The following is a 17,263-nucleotide window of genomic DNA, read 5'->3' as shown; positions in this document are numbered from 1 at the left end:
ACCAACTAGCAGGAGGCGCCAGGAACGATGGCCATCAAGAATGCTTTTTACGCCCAGTCAGGCGGGGTGACCGCCGTCATCAATGCCAGTGCCTGCGGTGTTATCCAGACCGCACGTAAGCATCCAGAATCGATCGGCACGGTCTATGCCGGTCGCAATGGCATCATCGGAGCCCTCAGGGAAGAACTGATCGATACCAGCGAAGAAAGCGACGAAACCATTGCCGGCTTGATGTACACCCCCGGCGGGGCGTTCGGGTCATGCCGCTACAAGCTGAAGAACTTCAGCGAGAACAAACGGGAATACGAGCGCCTGATCGAAGTATTCCAGGCCCATGACATCGGGTATTTCTTCTACAACGGCGGCGGCGATTCCCAAGATACCGCCTTCAAGGTCTCCCAGATGGCCGATCGCATGGGTTACCCGATCACCTGTATCGGCGTGCCCAAGACCGTCGATAACGACTTACCGTTTACTGATTGCTGCCCCGGCTTTGGCTCCGTTGCGAAGTACATCGCGACGTCCACCCTGGAAGCGAGCCTGGATATCAAATCCATGAGCGAATCGTCCACCAAAGTCTTTATCCTGGAGGTGATGGGCCGTCATGCGGGCTGGATTGCCGCATCGGGTGGACTGGCCGGTCAGGGCGAAGGCGATCCGCCGCATATCATTCTGTTCCCGGAAATCCCCTTCGACCGCGACGCTTTCCTCAAACGGGTCGAGCACTGCGTGGAAAACTATGGCTACTGCGTGGTGGTAGCCTCCGAGGGTGCGCAGTACGAGGACGGCCGCTTCCTGGCCGATGCCGGCAGCAAGGACGCCTTCGGCCACACCCAATTGGGCGGTGTGGCTCCGGCGCTGGCCAACATGACCAAGCAGGCACTGGGCTATAAGTACCACTGGGCGGTAGCGGACTACCTGCAGCGGGCCGCACGCCACATTGCTTCCGCGACCGACGTAGAGCAGGCCTATGCCGTGGGCAAGGCTGCAGTGGAGATGGCGATTGCCGGCAAACAAGCCTTGATGCCAACGATCGTCCGGGAACAGTCCCGGCCCTATCGCTGGCATATTGGCGAAGCGCATTTGAGCGATGTCGCCAACCAGGAAAAGAAGATGCCGATCCACTACATTACCGACGATGGCTTCGGCATCACCCAGGACTGCCGCGATTACCTTGAGCCGCTGATCCACGGTGAGAGCTTTCCGCCATTCGAGAATGGCCTGCCTAAAGTGGCCCGCATCCGCGGTTTTTTGGCAGAGAAGAAGCTCAAGACAGCCTTCGATATTTGAGGATCTCTGAACGAAGAAGGCGCCCAAAAGGCGCCTTCTTTACGTTGTACCGCTGCTTCTAAAAACTCTCTCAGTTCACCCCACTGTCGCGGCTGAGCGTTGCTGAACAAACTGGGCAAACTCGGTGTAGCCACCAACATGTACATCACCGACGAAGATTTGCGGAACGGTCAACACGGGTTTGCCAACGCTCTTTTCCAGGTCCGTCTTGGCGATGCCTTCTCGTATCATGTCGATAAACTCGTGGTCCAGGTCTTTAAGCTCACACAGCTGCTTGGCGCGCACGCAGAAACCGCAACTAAAACGACCGTAGATTGTAACGCGTTCCATAATGAATTCCTCCGACAGTAAACTCAGCAACTGCCCCGCTGATCAAAAAGCACTCAAATCATGCCAGACTACCCGCCACATTAACATTAAATGCAGTGAATCATAGCGATAGACGCGGCTTATGCGCTGCCGACGCTGGTCAGGTGCGCAGGCGATTAAGCTGATCTTCCAGCGACACCACTTGATGCCCCAGAGTCTCTCCGCTGCCCCGTACACGCTCTGCCAACTCGCGCAGATCGCTGGCCGCATCGCCGATGTTGGTCAGGTTGCGATTAATCTCTTCGCTGACCGAGCTCTGCTCTTCCGCTGCCGTTGCCACCTGGGTCACATGCTCGACAATGGTCGCGATACGGCTGACCACGTCGGCCAGAGATTGGTCTGCTTCCCGGGTTCTTTCCACAGCGCTGGTGGCGCGGTCCACGCCCCCGCGGATGACGGTGACGGTCTGTTGCACTTCTTGCTGCAAGCCATCGATCATCTGACTGATCTCGTCGGTGGATTCACGGGTCTTCGAGGCCAACGTACGCACCTCGTCAGCCACCACCGCGAAGCCCCGTCCCTGCTCACCGGCCCGGGCGGCCTCGATGGCGGCATTGAGCGCCAGCAGGTTGGTCTGCTCGGCAATACCGCGAATGACCTCGAGAATACGGTTGATATCGTCACTACGATTAGCCACGTGACCGATGGCACTGCTTGCTTCTTCCATATCCGAAGCTAGCGCCTGAACGCCGTTAACCGCCGTCGTCAACGTACCCTGAGTCGTTTCCACACCCTCGCTCGCCTCACGCGCATTGCCTGCTGCTTCGGCGGCAAAGGTCGCCACTTCACTGGCGGCGGCGGACATTTCGTTCATGGCGGTAACGACGCTATCGATCTCGCCATGCTGACGGCTGGTGTTCTGCTCGGTTTCGCCGGCAATGCGGCTCACATCCTCGGACTGATCACTGACCGCACGGTTGATCGACTTCAGGTCGTTGATCATGTTCCTCAGCTTGGCAAGGAAGGCATTAAACCCCTCCGCTAGTGCGATCAGCTCGGCATGAGTATCGATCGTCAACTCCTGGGTCAGATCGCCCTCGGCGCTGGCCAGGTTGGCCATGCGATCACGAATTTGGTCCAGCGGACGCGTCACCGAGCGCACCAGCACCACCAGCAGCAGCAGAGAAATAATAGAAACCACGACGCCCGCCGTCATCTGGCGAGCCGCGGTCGCGTCTACCTGCTCGGACAGCAAGCTATTGACCTGCTTCAATTCCGCCAGGGCCACGTCCCGGGGCAATTCGATGACCATTGACCACAGCGTATTCGATGCCTTGATATGAATCGGATAGGCCACGGCGATATCCTCACCGTTATCGAGCACGTCCTCGGCACCATTCCTCGCCAGTGCGCGGTAATCTTCGGCCCACTCCGGTAGCGCTTCTTTCAGCGGACGCCCCAGATGATCGGTGTAATGGCTGGAACCGGCGATCAGCCCGATATCGCTGATCAAGGTCACACGTCCGGCCCCGCCATACAGATTCTGGCTGACCTGGCGCAAGGTTTTCTGGATCGTGGACAGGTTGATGTCCGTCCCCACGACGCCGGCAAACTCACCCTGATTGAAGATCGGCATCACCAGACTGGTCATCAGCTCGGTATAACCTTCGCTGATCTCATACAGGTAAGGCTCCATGGTGCACGGTTTGAGTTTTTCCTTGGAGCAGAGGTACCACTCCGCTTCGCGGAGACCGAATTCGTTGAGGCCGTCAAGGTACTTGCTGGACGGATCCTCGGTGCGGCTGAACAGGATTTTCCCTTGCGGGCCGCGATAGTAGTAGATCTCGAGTGTACCCTCGTCACTGCTGTGTTCTTCGACGCCGCCGGTGAAGTAGCGATCCTGGCCATCGTAGGCATCGGGCTCGAACTGGGCGTAGATAGAACTCAGCTCCGGTTGACCTGCGAGGATGGCTCCGGCGGTTTCCATCAGATCGCGGCGTCCCATACGGGCCGAGTCGGAGCCTTCCACGTTACGGTGAATCACCTCACGAAAGGTCTCGGGAATCTTGTAGGCGCGGTTGAAAATGCCGGCGACCATCTCGCCATATTGGCCTGCCGTGGCGCGCAACCGCTCAACCACGATATCCTGAACCAACGTCCCGGTATCATCCGTAATACGAGCTTCCATTTTGGCGAGTGAAATCTGGGCCGTGAGGATCATACTCACACCCATCAGAAGCAGCAGTGCGATGACCAGTGCGTAGAGTTTCAGTTTCAGCGAAAGTTTTTTCATGGAGATCCCGGATCCAACAGTTTAAGCCTCGCTCGGCAGGCTAGAGCCCGTCAGTCCTGTTCCTGGATTCAGGGGACTGACAAAATAGGTTATCGGCCACCCTGGACATTCCTTGAAAGCCGGCAGCAGGCTACGGCACATCGAGGCCGTTGCGTTCACACTGGCACTGCATGAATGCTGGCGCATCGACGCTGACGCTATCCACGCTATGTCAACGGGTAACGATAGTGCGATGCTGCCGGGCAAACCACTACACTGTGTAATCGACTTGGAGATCCCTTGGCCTATCTATCCCTGTTCTTCACCGCCTTTGCTGCGGCGACCCTACTTCCGGCCTACTCGGAAGTGCTGCTGGGAGGGCTTGTAACCCAGGGATTCTCGGCATGGGGGCTATGGGCGTGCGCTACTGCGGGCAACACCCTGGGCTCGGTTCTTAATGGCTGGATCGGTCGGCAGGTGGAGCGCTTTCGACACAAACGCTGGTTTCCGATGAGCGAGAAGCAGCTGGAAGCGGCCCAGGCACGCTTCAACCGCTTTGGCCAATGGTCATTGCTAATGGCCTGGCTGCCCGTGGGTGGGGATGCGCTCACCTTGATTGGCGGCATCATGCGCGTGCCCTGGCTCAACTTTATTGTGCTGGTGGCCATCGGCAAGGGCATCCGCTATGCCCTCGTGCTCTGGGTCGTGTTTGAGGCCACCTGAGGAGTCTCTGATTCAAGTCAATTCGCCGGGCGTTGGTCGCCTTCCGCCGGCTCATCGTAGATGTAGGCTCGCAACAAATCCTCACCGTTGAATTCCGAGCCCAGTACGGCGATAAACGTATAAACGCCGATCAGCTTACGGTTTAGAAAAACAAATTCCTTGGGCGGGATACGGAAATAACGACTGATTGCCGACTTCGCCGCCTGCCGCGCAACTCTGGAAGGCAGGTCGCTCTGCTTCCAGCGATACTGGCCATTCTCGTTAACGGCGTAATCGGGCCAGTGGCCATTAGCCGGGGCCAGTGGCTCCAACACCGACATGCAGACCTCGCCGAAGCGCGTGAGTATGTCGTCGGGCCAGTCGGTGCTCATGAAGTTCAGTTTGATACCGCCCTCGACAACCCGTTGCAGATCCTGCTCGTAGGACGCTTTGATCATTGAGCGGACCGGGTCGAGAAACACGTCCGAATAGCGCTGCACCGCGCCGAAATCGAGTAGCACCATTTGGTCGGTATCGGTGCCGGCATCCTCGGCGATGCGAATGCGATAATTGCCGAAGTTGGGATCAGTCTGGATCTCGCCCCACTCAAACAACTCTTTAAAGAACAGCTCTAACGCAGCGCGGCCCAAGTCACTACGGCGCTCGACCGGCAGGTTGGCGACCTGCTCGGAGCCCACCGGCCAACCCGACTCATAGGTCGAAGCCATAACGTGTGAGGTGGAATATTCCTGAAGAACTCGCGGCACCACGTAACGCTCGTCGCCTTCCAGCATCTGACGGAAGTGTTCGGTGGTGCGGGCCTCCAGGGCGTAGTCCACTTCTCGATGCATCATGGTGCGGACTTCTTCAAGCCAGTCGTTGAACTCCGGACCAAACGACACCAGGCGCGCCATCTTCAGGATCTGGGCCACGGCGTTAAGGTCGCTGTCCACCGCTTCATCCACACCGGGATACTGAACCTTCAACACCAACTCGAGACCATCGGACTTGCGTACTGCCCGGTGAACTTGCCCCAGGGAGGCGGCGCCGATGGGTTCGGGATCCACATCGAGCTGGGCCAGTCGGTCCTCGCCCAGCTCGCGCTTGAGGACCTTTTCCACTGAGGGCCAGGCCAACGAGGTGCCTTGGTCTTCCAGCGTATGCAGGGCCTCGGTGACTTCTTCCGGCAGGAAGTGCTCGCCATAGAGGGCCATCACCTGGCCGATCTTAACGACACTGCCTTTTAGCTTACCTAACTCTTCGACCAGGAATTCGGCTTGGCTGGACAGCATCTTGCGGTGCCGGGCCTCGCGCCGGTCGCGGCTGCCAAACCAGTTAGTCGCCATATGGGTCGCCATGCGAGATCCGGCAAAGAGGCCGGCCCGGGTGAGACTGAGACGGCGCTCAAAGCTACCGGTTTTGATGCGGGCGACTGAAGTACGCGGTTTTTTGGTAGTCATCAAGGGTCCCAAAAAGCTGATGAATGGCGCATCCCGGCTGACGGGAAGCGGCTGACGGCTTTCTGCAGGGCGTTCTTTTCGACACAGAGCACGCCCCTATCGATACTACACAGGAGTTGACTGTATCAATACAGGGCTTGGCGCTACCTTTAACCCTATTAATACAGCGTAAAGCGCTATTCATCCGACTATACGTGAGATAGCCCGAGAGTTGATCACCCACCGGTCGCTCACAACCCGTTTCCCAAGCCAATGGAATACGGCTGGAGCCAGACCGATCGCTGCCCCTACAAACATGACACCTAAGGCGTCATTAACAATTTAACGTAGAGCGAGAGGGGCAAATACTGCAACGAACGACGAGTCGATCCAACGCGAATAGTAACGACAACGCTAACAATGACGCCTAAGGCATCCAAGTTTTCTGGATCCTGTGGGCCATCCGGCAAAGGGACGCGATGACGTGGAATTCACGAATCGCAAGCTATAACGGACGGGAAAGCAGTCGAGCAACAGGCAGAACGACGGGCCGGGAGCCCGTCAGGCGACAGGCGGCGAGAGTGCGGCGCCACCATCCGGCAGGCGGGTGGCCTTGCCGGAGATCTCAAGATTGAGCCTGCGCGCCAAGGCCATCACCAGCGTTTCCTGCACCTGGGGCATCGTGGCATCCGGTGCATAGTCGATGACTTGCGACATGGCCATGCCGGCCAGACCGCAAGGGTTGATACGGCGGAAGGGTTCCAAGTCCATATCGACATTGAGAGCCAAGCCGTGGAAGGAACACCCACGCCGGATACGCAGTCCGAGCGAGGCGATCTTGGTGCCCTGGGTGTAGACCCCCGGCGCGTCCGGGCGAGGTGCGGCGTCAATATCCAGATCCGCCAACAGCTCTACGATGGAATCTTCTATGGCGCTCACCAGATGACGCACGCCAAAATGGGCTCGATGTAGGTCAATCAGCAGATAAACCACCAGTTGCCCGGGGCCGTGATAAGTGACCTGGCCGCCGCGGTCTACCTGGACCACCGGAATATCGCCCGGTGCCAGGATATGTTCGGCCTTCCCCGCCTGCCCTTGGGTATAAACCCGCGGGTGCTCCAGGCACCAGAGTTCGTCTGTCGTCTCCGGGCCGCGCTCAGCGGTAAAAGTCTTCATCGCCTCCCATGTTTCCAGGTAAGGCTGGAGCCCCAGATGGCGAATAGTGACGGGCAATTTGGGTTGATCCATAACGCTACCGGGTTATTCCTATTACAGGACCATGTGTACGCGACCGCTCGCCTTCAACTCTTCGAAAAGGGCCTTGAGCTGCGGCTCGCCGGTAGCCACGATCTTGAGCTGAACTGAGGAGAAACGCCCTTGGCGGCTATCATTGACGGTAACGTCGGCATCGGTAATACCGGGTGCATGGCGCTCGACGACGTTTAACACAAAATCCCGGAAATCCGGAGCCGCAGTCCCGATGACCTTGATAACGTAGTCGCAGGGAAACTCGATTTTCGGCGGTTGCGGTTCAGTCATAACATGGTCCTCGCCCGCGCTTAGCTAAACAACTGCACAAAGAAGAGCTTGATGGTATCCCAGATACGCTTAAAGAAACCGCCTTCGGGCACTTCTTCGAGCGCAACGACCGGCCGGTTGACGATTTCCTCGCCGTTGAGCATGACCCGAATCTGACCGAGCTCCTGCCCTGCCTGGATGGGCGCTTTAATCACCGAATCGATATCCATCACTGATTCCAGAGAACCTTTGCTGCCCTGGGGAATGGTGACGATGGCATCTTCCGCGACACCCATTTGGACCGAATCTGAGGCGCCACCCCATACCGGAGCCTGGTTCAGAGACTCACCGGCCGAGAACAACGCATGGGTCTCGAAATAACGGAAGCCGTAGTTAAGTAGTTTTTGGACTTCCTGAGCCCGCGCATTTTCGCTGGGTGTCCCCATGACGGTGGCGATCAGGCGCATACCGTTACGTTCGGCGGAAGCCACCAGACAATAGCCGGCCTCCTCGGTATGCCCAGTTTTCAAGCCATCTACCGTAGGGTCTCGCCATAGCAGGCTGTTGCGGTTGGGCTGGCGAATGTCGTTGTAGGTAAAATACTTCTGCTCGTAGATTGGATAGTTTTCGGGATAATCGTTGATGATGGCCTTGGCCAGCATCGCCAGGTCGTAAGCCGAAGAATAATGGGATTCGGACGGAAGGCCGGTCGCATTGACGAAGTGCGAGTCCTTCATGCCCAGAATTTGGGCCTGCTGATTCATGATATCCGCAAAGGCACCTTCACTGCCGGCGATGAACTCGGCCAATGCTACACTGGCGTCGTTGCCGGATTGAATGATCACGCCTTTGAGCAGATCTTCCACCGGGACTTGGGTGCCCTCCTTGACGAACATACGTGAACCGCCGGTACGCCAAGCGTTAACGCTCACGGGAACTTGGTCCTCCAGGCCGATGCGGCCTTCGTCCAACTCACGTTCGACAATATAGGCCGTCATCATTTTGGTCAGACTGGCGGGCGGCAGACGTTCATGGCTATTGCCTTCGACGATAATGCGACCGCTCTCGGCATCCATCAGGATGTAGGAGCTCGCTCCGATCTGCGGGGGGGAGGGAATCAACACCTGCTGGGACTGGGCAGCGGCCGTCGCCACCAGCGCAAAGGTGAGAGTCAGTAGGTAGAAAAATCTCTGAAAAACCGTCTTGTTAGCCATGGATCCGTTCAGTCGTTACATCAATTGAGGACGCCGCTAGCCGGCGTCACGGTTTCGAGGACTCTGGCCGCCCATGAAAGCTTTGGGCCTGCCATCACGAGCTAACAGCCCGCTATCTAACAACTCGCTAAAGGGGATCGGTTACCACGATGGGGCGCCCAAGTCCCACTTGCTCGATCAACTTGCTCTGTTCCTCTGCCAGTCCCCGTTGGATAAAAGGACCGACCTGCACCCGATGATACTGTCCGGCGGCAAACACCCTCACCGGCGAATCCGTTACATTCCGCAAGCGCTGGGACAACTGACGCGCGGAGTCGGGCTGGCTAAACGAGCCCACCTGCACGAATATCCCCTCCCCTGCCGACGCTTTACGGGGCGCCGCTGGTGGCGGTGACGCTACCGGCTCATTCTTACCGGCGACCCGCATGGTACCATCCGCTGCCACGGTTATCGCGACGATCTCCACATTCGCTGTGCCGCGACTCTGATAGCCAAGCTTCTTTGCCGCCGCATAAGACAGATCAATGATGCGGTCACCATGGAATGGTCCCCGGTCATTCACGCGAACAACGGTTTGCCGTCCATTGTCGAGATTGGTAACGCGAACGTAGCTGGGCAATGGCAGGCTCTTGTGGGCGGCCGTCATTTCGTACATATCGAAGATCTCGCCGTTCGAGGTCTTATGGCCGTGAAACTTCTCACCGTACCAGCTTGCCGTCCCGCGCTGGGCGTAGTCGCTGGCATCCGCCATTACCGTGTACTGCTTTCCCCAGACCGTATAGGGCGATTTGTTGCCGCCGCGGCTAAGGGGTTCGTATCGAGGTACCGCGTCCTTCAGATCGCTGGCGTCGAAATCGCCCGTAGGTGCACGATCCTGGCTAATGCTGTAGCGCGAAGAGGACGACGGTTCCGGCGACGATGCGCAGCCGGACAGCAACGCCATGAGAAGCACTATTCCGGAATAGATCGTGGGCCGCGTTATGCTTTTTCTCATCGATGGTCTCTATCTATCCAACCACGTCCTCAGTCAACTCAGCCGGCTTGACCGGCATCGGCGGCAAGGGCACGGGAAAGTTCCAGAACCGCCATGGCATAGAGATGACTGTGATTGTAGCGGGTGATCGCATAAAAGTTTGGGTACGTCAGCCAGTCCTGATGACCTTGCTCAGTTTCGAGTCTGATCAGACGCGCCGGCGTATTATCGTCGAGCTTAACCTGCGGCGCGATACCCGCCTTGCGGTAGTCGCCTAGGGTCAACGTCGGTTTTAGCCCCTCGGTAAACAGACCCGAATGTTTTCCATCAATACCGGAATCCTTGTCGGCGAGCTCGATCTGTTCGGCAACCGGCGCTCCCGCTTGCCAGCGATGACGGGCAAAATAGTTGGCCACGCTGCCAATAGCGTCCACCGGGTTAGTCACTATATCCGCTTGGCCATCCTTATCGAAATCGACAGCGTAGTGCCGGTAGCTACTGGGAATAAACTGCCCATAGCCCATCGCGCCGGCATAGGAGCCCTTTACGACAGAAGGATCGATATCCTGTTCCCGGGCCAGCAGGAAAAACTCACCCAGCTGCCTGCGGAAAAAGCGGCTACGGGGCGGATAATCGAAAGCCAACGTCGACAGCGCGTCTATAACCCGATACCGGCCGGTATATTCCCCATACTGGGTTTCCACACCGATGACCGCTGCGACAATATACCGCGATACGCCGAATTCTTTCTCCGCACGCTCGAACGTCGCTGCATGGGCGTCGAGAAAAGCACGCCCCTTCTCGATACGCGACGGCTTAATAAAGATTCGACGGTATTCGTACCAGGCCAGCCGTTTCTCAGCAGGGCGACTGATGGACTCGAGAATATCCGGCTGCTGCTGAGCGCCAGCCAGCCATTGCTCGAGCGTTGTCTGGTCGAAGGCGTGGCGACTGACCATGTCGTCGATAAAAGCCTTACCCTCCGGGGTCTGCCCGTAGTTCGCCTGAGCCGGCATCGCCAGTAGGCCAAAGAGAATGGGCAGCGCAGAGCGCAAGCATCGCTCAGCGATCAATCGCAACGGCATGATAACCCCTGAGAGTTCTTGTTAGTGCGGACCGACGAAGGGCACAACGTCGGGCGACTAGGATTTTGCCCTGGAACCACGGCGCGAAAGGTTAGCATGCCATTTAATTGCACAACCACTATCCCCGCCGGTCATGAACAAAAGGTAACCACAGGATATCGACCCCCTATTTCAGGCAGAGATCATCCTGCGATGCGTGTGAATCGACATCATGATGCCAAATGCCGCCATCAGGGTCACGATGGAAGTACCGCCGTAGCTCACCAACGGTAACGGCACCCCTACAATCGGCAGAATACCGCTGACCATTCCAATGTTGACGAACACATAGATGAAGAACGTCATGGTCAACGCGCCGGCAACCAGGCGACCAAACGAATCCTGAGCGTACACGGCAATGTACAGGCAACGGGCGATAATCAGGAAATACAGTACAATCAGCGCCGCGACACCAATAAAGCCGAATTCCTCTGCCAAGACAGCGACAATAAAGTCAGTATGGCTCTCCGGCAGGAAGTCCAGGTGCGACTGAGTCCCCTGCAGCCAACCCTTACCGGAGAGACCGCCGGAGCCAATAGCCGTTTTGGACTGGATAATGTTCCAGCCCGCTCCCAGAGGGTCACTTTCCGGATCCAACAGGGTCAATACCCGCTGCTTCTGGTAATCGCGCATCACGAAGAACCACATGGCTGGCGCAGCCACTCCCGCCATTCCGAAGAAAGCGCCGATCAGCTTCCAGCTCATGCCGGCAAAGAACACCACGAAAAGACCGGCCAACCCTACAAGCAGCGCCGTACCCAAATCGGGCTGGCGAATAATCAGGATCATCGGCAGCAAGGCTATCACCAGGGCGACAGCCACCCGCGACAGTTTCGGCGGCAGAAAATGACGCGACAAATACCAAGCGGTCATGATCGGCACCGCTAATTTCATGAACTCCGAAGGCTGAAAGCGCGGCAGGCCGGGCAAACTGAGCCAGCGCTGAGCGCCTTTTGCGCCGACACCCACCAGCAGAACCGCGACCAGTGCTATTAGCCCTAAACCATAGAGCCAAGGCGCCCAGCGCCGATAGACGGCAGGGTCCAACTGAGCGAATACCACCATGACCACAAACGCCACACCAATGCGGGCGCACTGGGATTTCACCACCGCCATGCTGCTATCGCCACCGCTGTAGAGCACGAAAAGTCCGGCTGCCAGCAACGTCGTCAGCAAGAGCAACAGAATCGGGTCCAAATGGATCGATGACATGAACCCTCGCGGACCGCCAATCGTCTGCCCCGGCATCTGGCGAATAAAATCACGACTAGCCATCGGTACCGCTGACCTCCCCGGCCTTATCGGCGACAACGGGTTCCTCACCGCCCTGATTCATATCCAGCAACCAGGCATCGAACATGGCCCGCCCCACGGGCGCAGCCGTACCGCTGCCACTGCCGCCATTCTCGACAATCACTGCCACGGCAATCTGTGGATCGTCGGCTGGTGCAAAACCGACGAACAACGCATGGTCGCGCAGACGCTCGCGGATTTCATCGGCATCGTATTCCTCGTCTTCGGCCAGACTAAACACCTGCGCCGTGCCCGTTTTGCCGGCAAAACGGTAGGGTGCACCCTGACCAACGGCACGCGCCGTACCGTGTTGCCCGTGGACCACATCCTTCATGGATTCGACCACATAGTTCCAATCGGCTTCGCGCTTGATCACCAGATCCTGGTGGTTCTCCGCCGGCAGCACTGCGTCTGTCGTTTCCGGTCCGGTGACTTCATGGAGCATGCGCGGCTCATGCCAGACGCCACGATTCGCCATAACCGCGGTTGCCGTGGCCAGCTGCAGCGGGGTCGCGAGCATGAAGCCCTGGCCAATACTCATGTTCACCGAATCGCCCGGATACCACGGCTGGCTGCGTACAGCCCGCTTCCACGGCGCGGACGGCAGCAACCCCGGCAAGGCGCCGCTGACGTCCAGGGACGCATTCTTACCGAAACCGAACTGATCCAGGTATTCGTGCATGACGTCGACGCCCATGCGCAACCCCATGTCGTAAAAATAGACGTCGCAGGATTCAGCCACGGCCTCCCGCAGGTCGACCCAGCCGTGCCCCCAGCGCTTCCAGTCCCGGTAACGCCGCCCGGAATCGTTGATCCGGTAAAAGCCTGGGTCCCAGATCGTGCGTTCACGGGTCGTCGATTCGCTGTCCAGGCCGGCTATCGCCAACATGGGTTTGATCGTCGAGCCGGGCGGGTACTGTCCGCGCAAAGCCCGGTTGAATAGCGGCTTATCCAGCGACTCGCTCAGCTCCCGGTAATTTTCCACGCTGATGCCGGTCACAAACTGATTGGCATCGAAGCCGGGCACGCTGGCCAGGGCCAGGATACCGCCGGTCTTGGGCTCGATGGCCACGATCGCGCCCCGCCGCTCCTCTAGCAGATCGAACGCAACTTTCTGCAGCCGGATGTCCAAATGCAGGCGCAGGTCGTCACCCGGCACGGGGTTCTCTTTCTCCAACACGCGCAATGTGCGGCCCCGGGCATTGGTTTCAACATGCTGGTAGCCCACTTCGCCGTGCAGCGCATCCTCGTAGAAACGCTCGACACCGGACTTGCCGATATAGTTCGTACCCGCATAGTCGATAGGGTCGAGATTACGCAGCTCATCCTGATTGATACGGCCCACATAGCCCAACGCGTGAGCGGTCAGTTCGCTAAAGGGATAATAACGCACCAACTCGGCCTCGACTTCGACGCCAGGCAGATCATGGCGATGGACGGCCATGCGGGCGATTTCATTTTCGGTGAGGTCGTAACTGAGCGGGACCGGCGAGAAGGGGCGCCGGTATTCGTCGAGCCGGCGATCGAAACGCTCCATGTCTTCTTCCGGGATATCAAGAATCTGCTGCAAGCGCGATAGCGTGGACTCCATGTCCGGCACCCGTTCCGGCACGATGGTCACGCTGAAGACCGGGCGATTCTCCGCCAGCAATACCTCATTACGGTCGTAGATCAGCCCCCGTGGCGGGGCGATAGGTTGAACCTGAACCCGGTTCTTTTCGGATAGCGTGGTAAAGTTGGTGTGGTTGAGGATCTGCAGAAAGTATAGCCGCGCGACCAGGATGCCGATCAAACCCAGCATGACCACCAGCGCCACCAGCGTACGACGCTGAAAAAGGCGGCGCTCAGCGGCGGTATCCTTGAACTCCCCCCAGGGCATTTAAACGTCCTATGCGCGGTGATATGGATGATTGCGGGTGATGGACCAGGCCCGATACAACTGCTCCGCGAGCAGGATACGCACCAGCGGGTGCGGTAGGGTCAAGGATGACAGTGACCAGAGGTGATCCGCCCGCGTGCGGCAATCCGGCGCCAGGCCATCCGGCCCGCCCACCAGAAAGGCCACGTCCCGGCCGTCCATCTGCCAGCCTTCAAGCTGAGCGGCGAGCTTTTCCGTTGACCAGGCCTTACCTTCCACTTCCAACGCGATAACGCGATCGGTTCGGGCCAAAGCCGCCAACTGGGCATCGCCTTCCTTTTGAATCAGTCGGGGGATATCCGGATTCTTACCGCGCGGGGCCAGGGCCGTCTCGATGAGTTCCAAGGGCATGTCAGGCGAAAAGCGCCGTGCATACTCCTGATAACCATCGCTCACCCATCCAGGCATTTTCTGGCCTACGCAGACCAGTTTCAGACGCATGGTTATTCGCTACCAGCCACACCCAGATCCGGCGCATCACGCCAGAGCCGCTCCAAATCGTAGAATTCACGGGTCGCCCGCATCATGACGTGGACCACGACGTCACCCAGGTCGACCAAAAGCCAATCACTCACTTGGCCGCCCTCGACATTTGCCGTGCGCACACCATTCGACTTGGCCTCCGTAACCACAGAATCAGCCAAGGAGCGAACATGGCGATTGGATGTGCCCGAAGCAATGACCATGTAGTCCGTGACGCTGGTTCTGTCCCTGACATCAATCACACTGATGTCCTGCGCCTTCACCTCCTCAAGTGCATTGATGACCGTATCTCTCAGTTGCTCAGCCTGCATAATTACCCTGTTTGACGGTGTTACCACCTGAAACGCCGCGTGTCCTCAGGGAGCGCGGCCTTATGCCTCTGTCATTGCAGTGACGATGAAGCCGGAATTGTATCATCAAAATCCTGGGACAGGTCACGTTTCGACCAGTTCCACGGGGTTTCACGGATCAGTCGCGATAAAGCCCGTTATCGCGAATCAGGGCCCAGACGCTGTCAGGCACCAGATAGCGTGGCGAGCGCCCTTCACGGACGTAGTGACGAATGGTTGTAGCCGCAATATCCAGCAAGGGGAGACTGACCGGCCAAACGTGGCCGGAGGGACGCTGCCGGAGAGTAGCGGCCGTCGTCTCGGCATTATCCGCCAGCAAGCGGCCGGCAACGCCGTCGTCTGGCGGCGCGTAGCCCGGGCGCTGGACGACGATGATGTGCGCCAGCTCCAGCAGCCGCTCCCATTGATACCAGCGATCGATCGAAGCAAAGCTGTCGGTACCCACCACCATGGCGAGCGGTTCCGAACTGCCGATTTCCTGGCGCAGCTCAGCCAGGGTATCCACGGTGTAGGAGGGCTTGTTGCGTGCCAGCTCCCGCTCATCGACCAGCAGCCCGGGCTCGCCGTCCACGGCGCGACGCAGCATGTCCAGACGCTGATCCGGCGTGGCGCCCGGCTCGTCCCGGTGCGGGGGGATATGACTGGGCACCAAGGTGATCGCCTCAATGCCCAGGTTCTCTTTCAGTTCAACCGCGGTGCGTAAATGAGCGTGGTGAATCGGGTCAAACGTGCCGCCAAGGATAACCTTCATGACACGATCAGGACCGGATGTGGCCGTCGCCGAAGACGACGTACTTTTGTGACGTCAGACCCTCTAGCCCAACCGGGCCACGGGCATGGAGCTTGTCGGTGGAAATCCCGATTTCAGCACCCAAACCGTACTCAAAGCCGTCGGCAAAGCGCGTGGAGGCGTTGATCATCACCGAGCTGGAGTCCACTTCGGTCAGGAAGCGCCGCGCCCGGGTGTAGTTCTCGGTCACAATGGCGTCGGTGTGCTTGGAGCTGTATGTATTGATATGGGCGATGGCCTCGTCCAAACCATCCACCACCCGTATAGCCAACACCGGCGCCAGATATTCGGCATGCCAGTCATCGTCGATGGCCTTGGCGACATTGGGCAGGCAGTCCCGGGTGCGCTCGCAACCCCGGAGTTCGACGCCCTTTGCGTCGAAGCCACTGGCCAGTAACGGCAGGATATCCGCTGCGATCTCGCCATCGACGAGCAGCGTTTCCATGGTGTTGCACGTGCCATATCGCTGGGTCTTGGCGTTGACCGCGATGTTCAACGCTTTCTCAGGGTCGGCGTGGCTATCGACGTAGACATGGCAGACGCCATCCAGGTGCTTGATTACGGGCACCCTGGCATCCCGGCTGACGCGTTCGATCAGCCCCTTGCCGCCGCGAGGCACGATAACGTCCACGTATTCGGGCATGGTAATCATCTGGCCCACGGCTTCACGATCCCGCGTCTTAACGACCTGCACCGCCGTCTCCGGCAATCCCGCTTTGTTCAGACCCTCGGCGATACACTGGGCGATGGCCTGATTGGAGCTAAGCGATTCTGAGCCACCGCGCAAAATGGTGGCGTTGCCGGACTTCAGGCACAAGCTTGCAGCCTCGACCGTGACATTGGGCCGGGACTCGTAAATGATGCCGACAACCCCTAAAGGCACGCGCATCTTACCGACCTGAATACCCGAAGGCCGATAACTCATACCGGTGATCTCACCGATGGGGTCCGGCAATGACGCTACCTGACGCAGCCCCTCGATCATGGTGTCGATCCGGGCTGGCGTCAGCTCAAGGCGATCCAGCATCGCCGGGTCCAAGCCTGAGGCCCGGGCATTTTCCAGATCCTTGAGGTTGGCCGTTTTCAACGCGTCGCGGGAGGCATCCAACGCTTCCGCCATTGCCAACAACGCAGCATTGCGTACCGCCGTGCTGGAACGGGCGACGGCCGCTGCCGCGACTCGCGCCTGCTGCCCGACATCCACCATGTAAGCCGAAATATCCATCGAGAGTTCCTGCTGTTCGTATACCGTTCACGCTCGTGCCGTTCACATCCGCGTGTCATTCAAATTCACTTACTCTATTCGCGCGCCTGACACCCAATGATCATCGCTGTCGACGAGCCGGATAAGGGAGCATACGCCACCAAGCTGGACCGGGAAAGCGTGAGCAAGCCCTCACAAGCGTGGCGATAGTCGACTTTTTTCGAGCGTTCCCGTCGTTGCGGATTTCAGTACAAGCACCTTACAGGTATTATACGCGGGCAGGCGAAGCTGTTTAAGGCGCAACGAACGTTTCGCGTCAATCCTGTAGAGCGTATTGCAAAACGACTGCACTCGGTCAACCGGCATTGGAAAACCACCCGAGGG

16 protein-coding genes are annotated in these 17,263 nt (G+C 58.5%); 2 read left to right on the top strand and 14 right to left on the bottom strand.

Features of this window, described 5'->3' with window-relative positions:
* Nucleotides 1-27: 27 nt before the first annotated feature.
* Nucleotides 28-1,290, top strand: coding sequence for a 6-phosphofructokinase (locus FXO11_RS04830; protein WP_148861836.1), 1,263 nt, complete (start codon nucleotides 28-30; stop codon nucleotides 1,288-1,290).
* 75 nt (nucleotides 1,291-1,365) lie between these two features.
* Here the strand turns inward: FXO11_RS04830 and FXO11_RS04825 are convergent, their stop codons facing one another.
* A complete protein-coding gene (locus tag FXO11_RS04825; RefSeq protein WP_148861835.1) occupies nucleotides 1,366-1,620 on the bottom strand; it encodes a GrxA family glutaredoxin in 255 nt (84 codons plus the stop codon).
* Nucleotides 1,621-1,759: 139 nt separating this feature from the next.
* A complete protein-coding gene (locus FXO11_RS04820; protein WP_148861834.1) occupies nucleotides 1,760-3,892 on the bottom strand; it encodes a methyl-accepting chemotaxis protein in 2,133 nt (710 codons plus the stop codon).
* 279 nt (nucleotides 3,893-4,171) lie between these two features.
* On the opposite strand from FXO11_RS04820, the gene FXO11_RS04815 reads away from it, so the two are divergent.
* The gene (locus tag FXO11_RS04815) at nucleotides 4,172-4,594 is read left to right on the top strand and encodes a YqaA family protein (RefSeq protein ID WP_148861833.1); all 423 of its coding nucleotides are present in this window, start codon (nucleotides 4,172-4,174) and stop codon (nucleotides 4,592-4,594) included.
* 17 nt (nucleotides 4,595-4,611) lie between these two features.
* Here FXO11_RS04815 and FXO11_RS04810 read toward each other — a convergent pair whose 3' ends face one another.
* The 12 genes from FXO11_RS04810 to FXO11_RS04755 form a co-directional block, all read right to left on the bottom strand.
* Entirely contained in the window at nucleotides 4,612-6,033 is a 1,422-nt protein-coding gene (locus FXO11_RS04810) for an ABC1 kinase family protein (protein WP_148861832.1), read from the bottom strand.
* 540 nt (nucleotides 6,034-6,573) lie between these two features.
* Nucleotides 6,574-7,260, bottom strand: coding sequence for a lipoyl(octanoyl) transferase LipB (gene lipB / locus FXO11_RS04805; RefSeq protein WP_148861831.1), 687 nt, complete (start codon nucleotides 7,258-7,260; stop codon nucleotides 6,574-6,576).
* Between the two features lie 21 nt (nucleotides 7,261-7,281).
* Nucleotides 7,282-7,551 (bottom strand): HP0495 family protein, encoded by a 270-nt coding sequence (locus FXO11_RS04800; protein ID WP_148861830.1) that lies wholly within the window; start codon nucleotides 7,549-7,551, stop codon nucleotides 7,282-7,284.
* 20 nt (nucleotides 7,552-7,571) lie between these two features.
* Nucleotides 7,572-8,744, bottom strand: a complete 1,173-nt coding sequence (locus FXO11_RS04795) for a D-alanyl-D-alanine carboxypeptidase family protein (protein ID WP_148861829.1) — start codon at nucleotides 8,742-8,744, stop codon at nucleotides 7,572-7,574.
* A 127-nt stretch (nucleotides 8,745-8,871) separates the two neighbouring features.
* Nucleotides 8,872-9,738: a septal ring lytic transglycosylase RlpA family protein gene (locus FXO11_RS04790; protein WP_168203126.1), complete on the bottom strand. Its 867-nt coding sequence runs from the start codon at nucleotides 9,736-9,738 to the stop codon at nucleotides 8,872-8,874.
* 38 nt (nucleotides 9,739-9,776) lie between these two features.
* Nucleotides 9,777-10,802, bottom strand: a complete 1,026-nt coding sequence (gene mltB, locus FXO11_RS04785) for a lytic murein transglycosylase B (RefSeq protein WP_148861828.1) — start codon at nucleotides 10,800-10,802, stop codon at nucleotides 9,777-9,779.
* 171 nt (nucleotides 10,803-10,973) lie between these two features.
* Entirely contained in the window at nucleotides 10,974-12,116 is a 1,143-nt protein-coding gene (rodA, locus tag FXO11_RS04780) for a rod shape-determining protein RodA (protein ID WP_148861827.1), read from the bottom strand.
* A complete protein-coding gene (gene mrdA, locus FXO11_RS04775) occupies nucleotides 12,109-14,013 on the bottom strand; it encodes a penicillin-binding protein 2 (protein ID WP_148861826.1) in 1,905 nt (634 codons plus the stop codon). The genes rodA and mrdA overlap by 8 nt, the downstream gene beginning before the upstream one ends.
* Nucleotides 14,014-14,022: 9 nt before the next feature.
* Nucleotides 14,023-14,493 (bottom strand): 23S rRNA (pseudouridine(1915)-N(3))-methyltransferase RlmH, encoded by a 471-nt coding sequence (gene rlmH, locus FXO11_RS04770; protein WP_148861825.1) that lies wholly within the window; start codon nucleotides 14,491-14,493, stop codon nucleotides 14,023-14,025.
* Between the two features lie 2 nt (nucleotides 14,494-14,495).
* Nucleotides 14,496-14,846, bottom strand: coding sequence for a ribosome silencing factor (gene rsfS / locus FXO11_RS04765; RefSeq protein WP_148861824.1), 351 nt, complete (start codon nucleotides 14,844-14,846; stop codon nucleotides 14,496-14,498).
* Nucleotides 14,847-15,003: 157 nt separating this feature from the next.
* Nucleotides 15,004-15,636 carry a nicotinate-nucleotide adenylyltransferase gene (gene nadD, locus FXO11_RS04760; RefSeq protein WP_148861823.1) on the bottom strand — a complete coding sequence of 211 codons (633 nt, stop codon included), beginning with the start codon at nucleotides 15,634-15,636 and terminating at the stop codon, nucleotides 15,004-15,006.
* Between the two features lie 7 nt (nucleotides 15,637-15,643).
* Nucleotides 15,644-16,900, bottom strand: a complete 1,257-nt coding sequence (locus tag FXO11_RS04755) for a glutamate-5-semialdehyde dehydrogenase (protein WP_148861822.1) — start codon at nucleotides 16,898-16,900, stop codon at nucleotides 15,644-15,646.
* Nucleotides 16,901-17,263: the final 363 nt, after the last annotated feature.

The organism is Marinobacter fonticola (genome assembly GCF_008122265.1).
In the GTDB taxonomy this organism is placed as follows: Bacteria; Pseudomonadota; Gammaproteobacteria; order Pseudomonadales; family Oleiphilaceae; genus Marinobacter_A; species Marinobacter_A fonticola.
The sequence above is the reverse complement of the archived record's forward strand: the minus strand, read 5'-3'. Positions and strand labels throughout refer to the sequence as shown.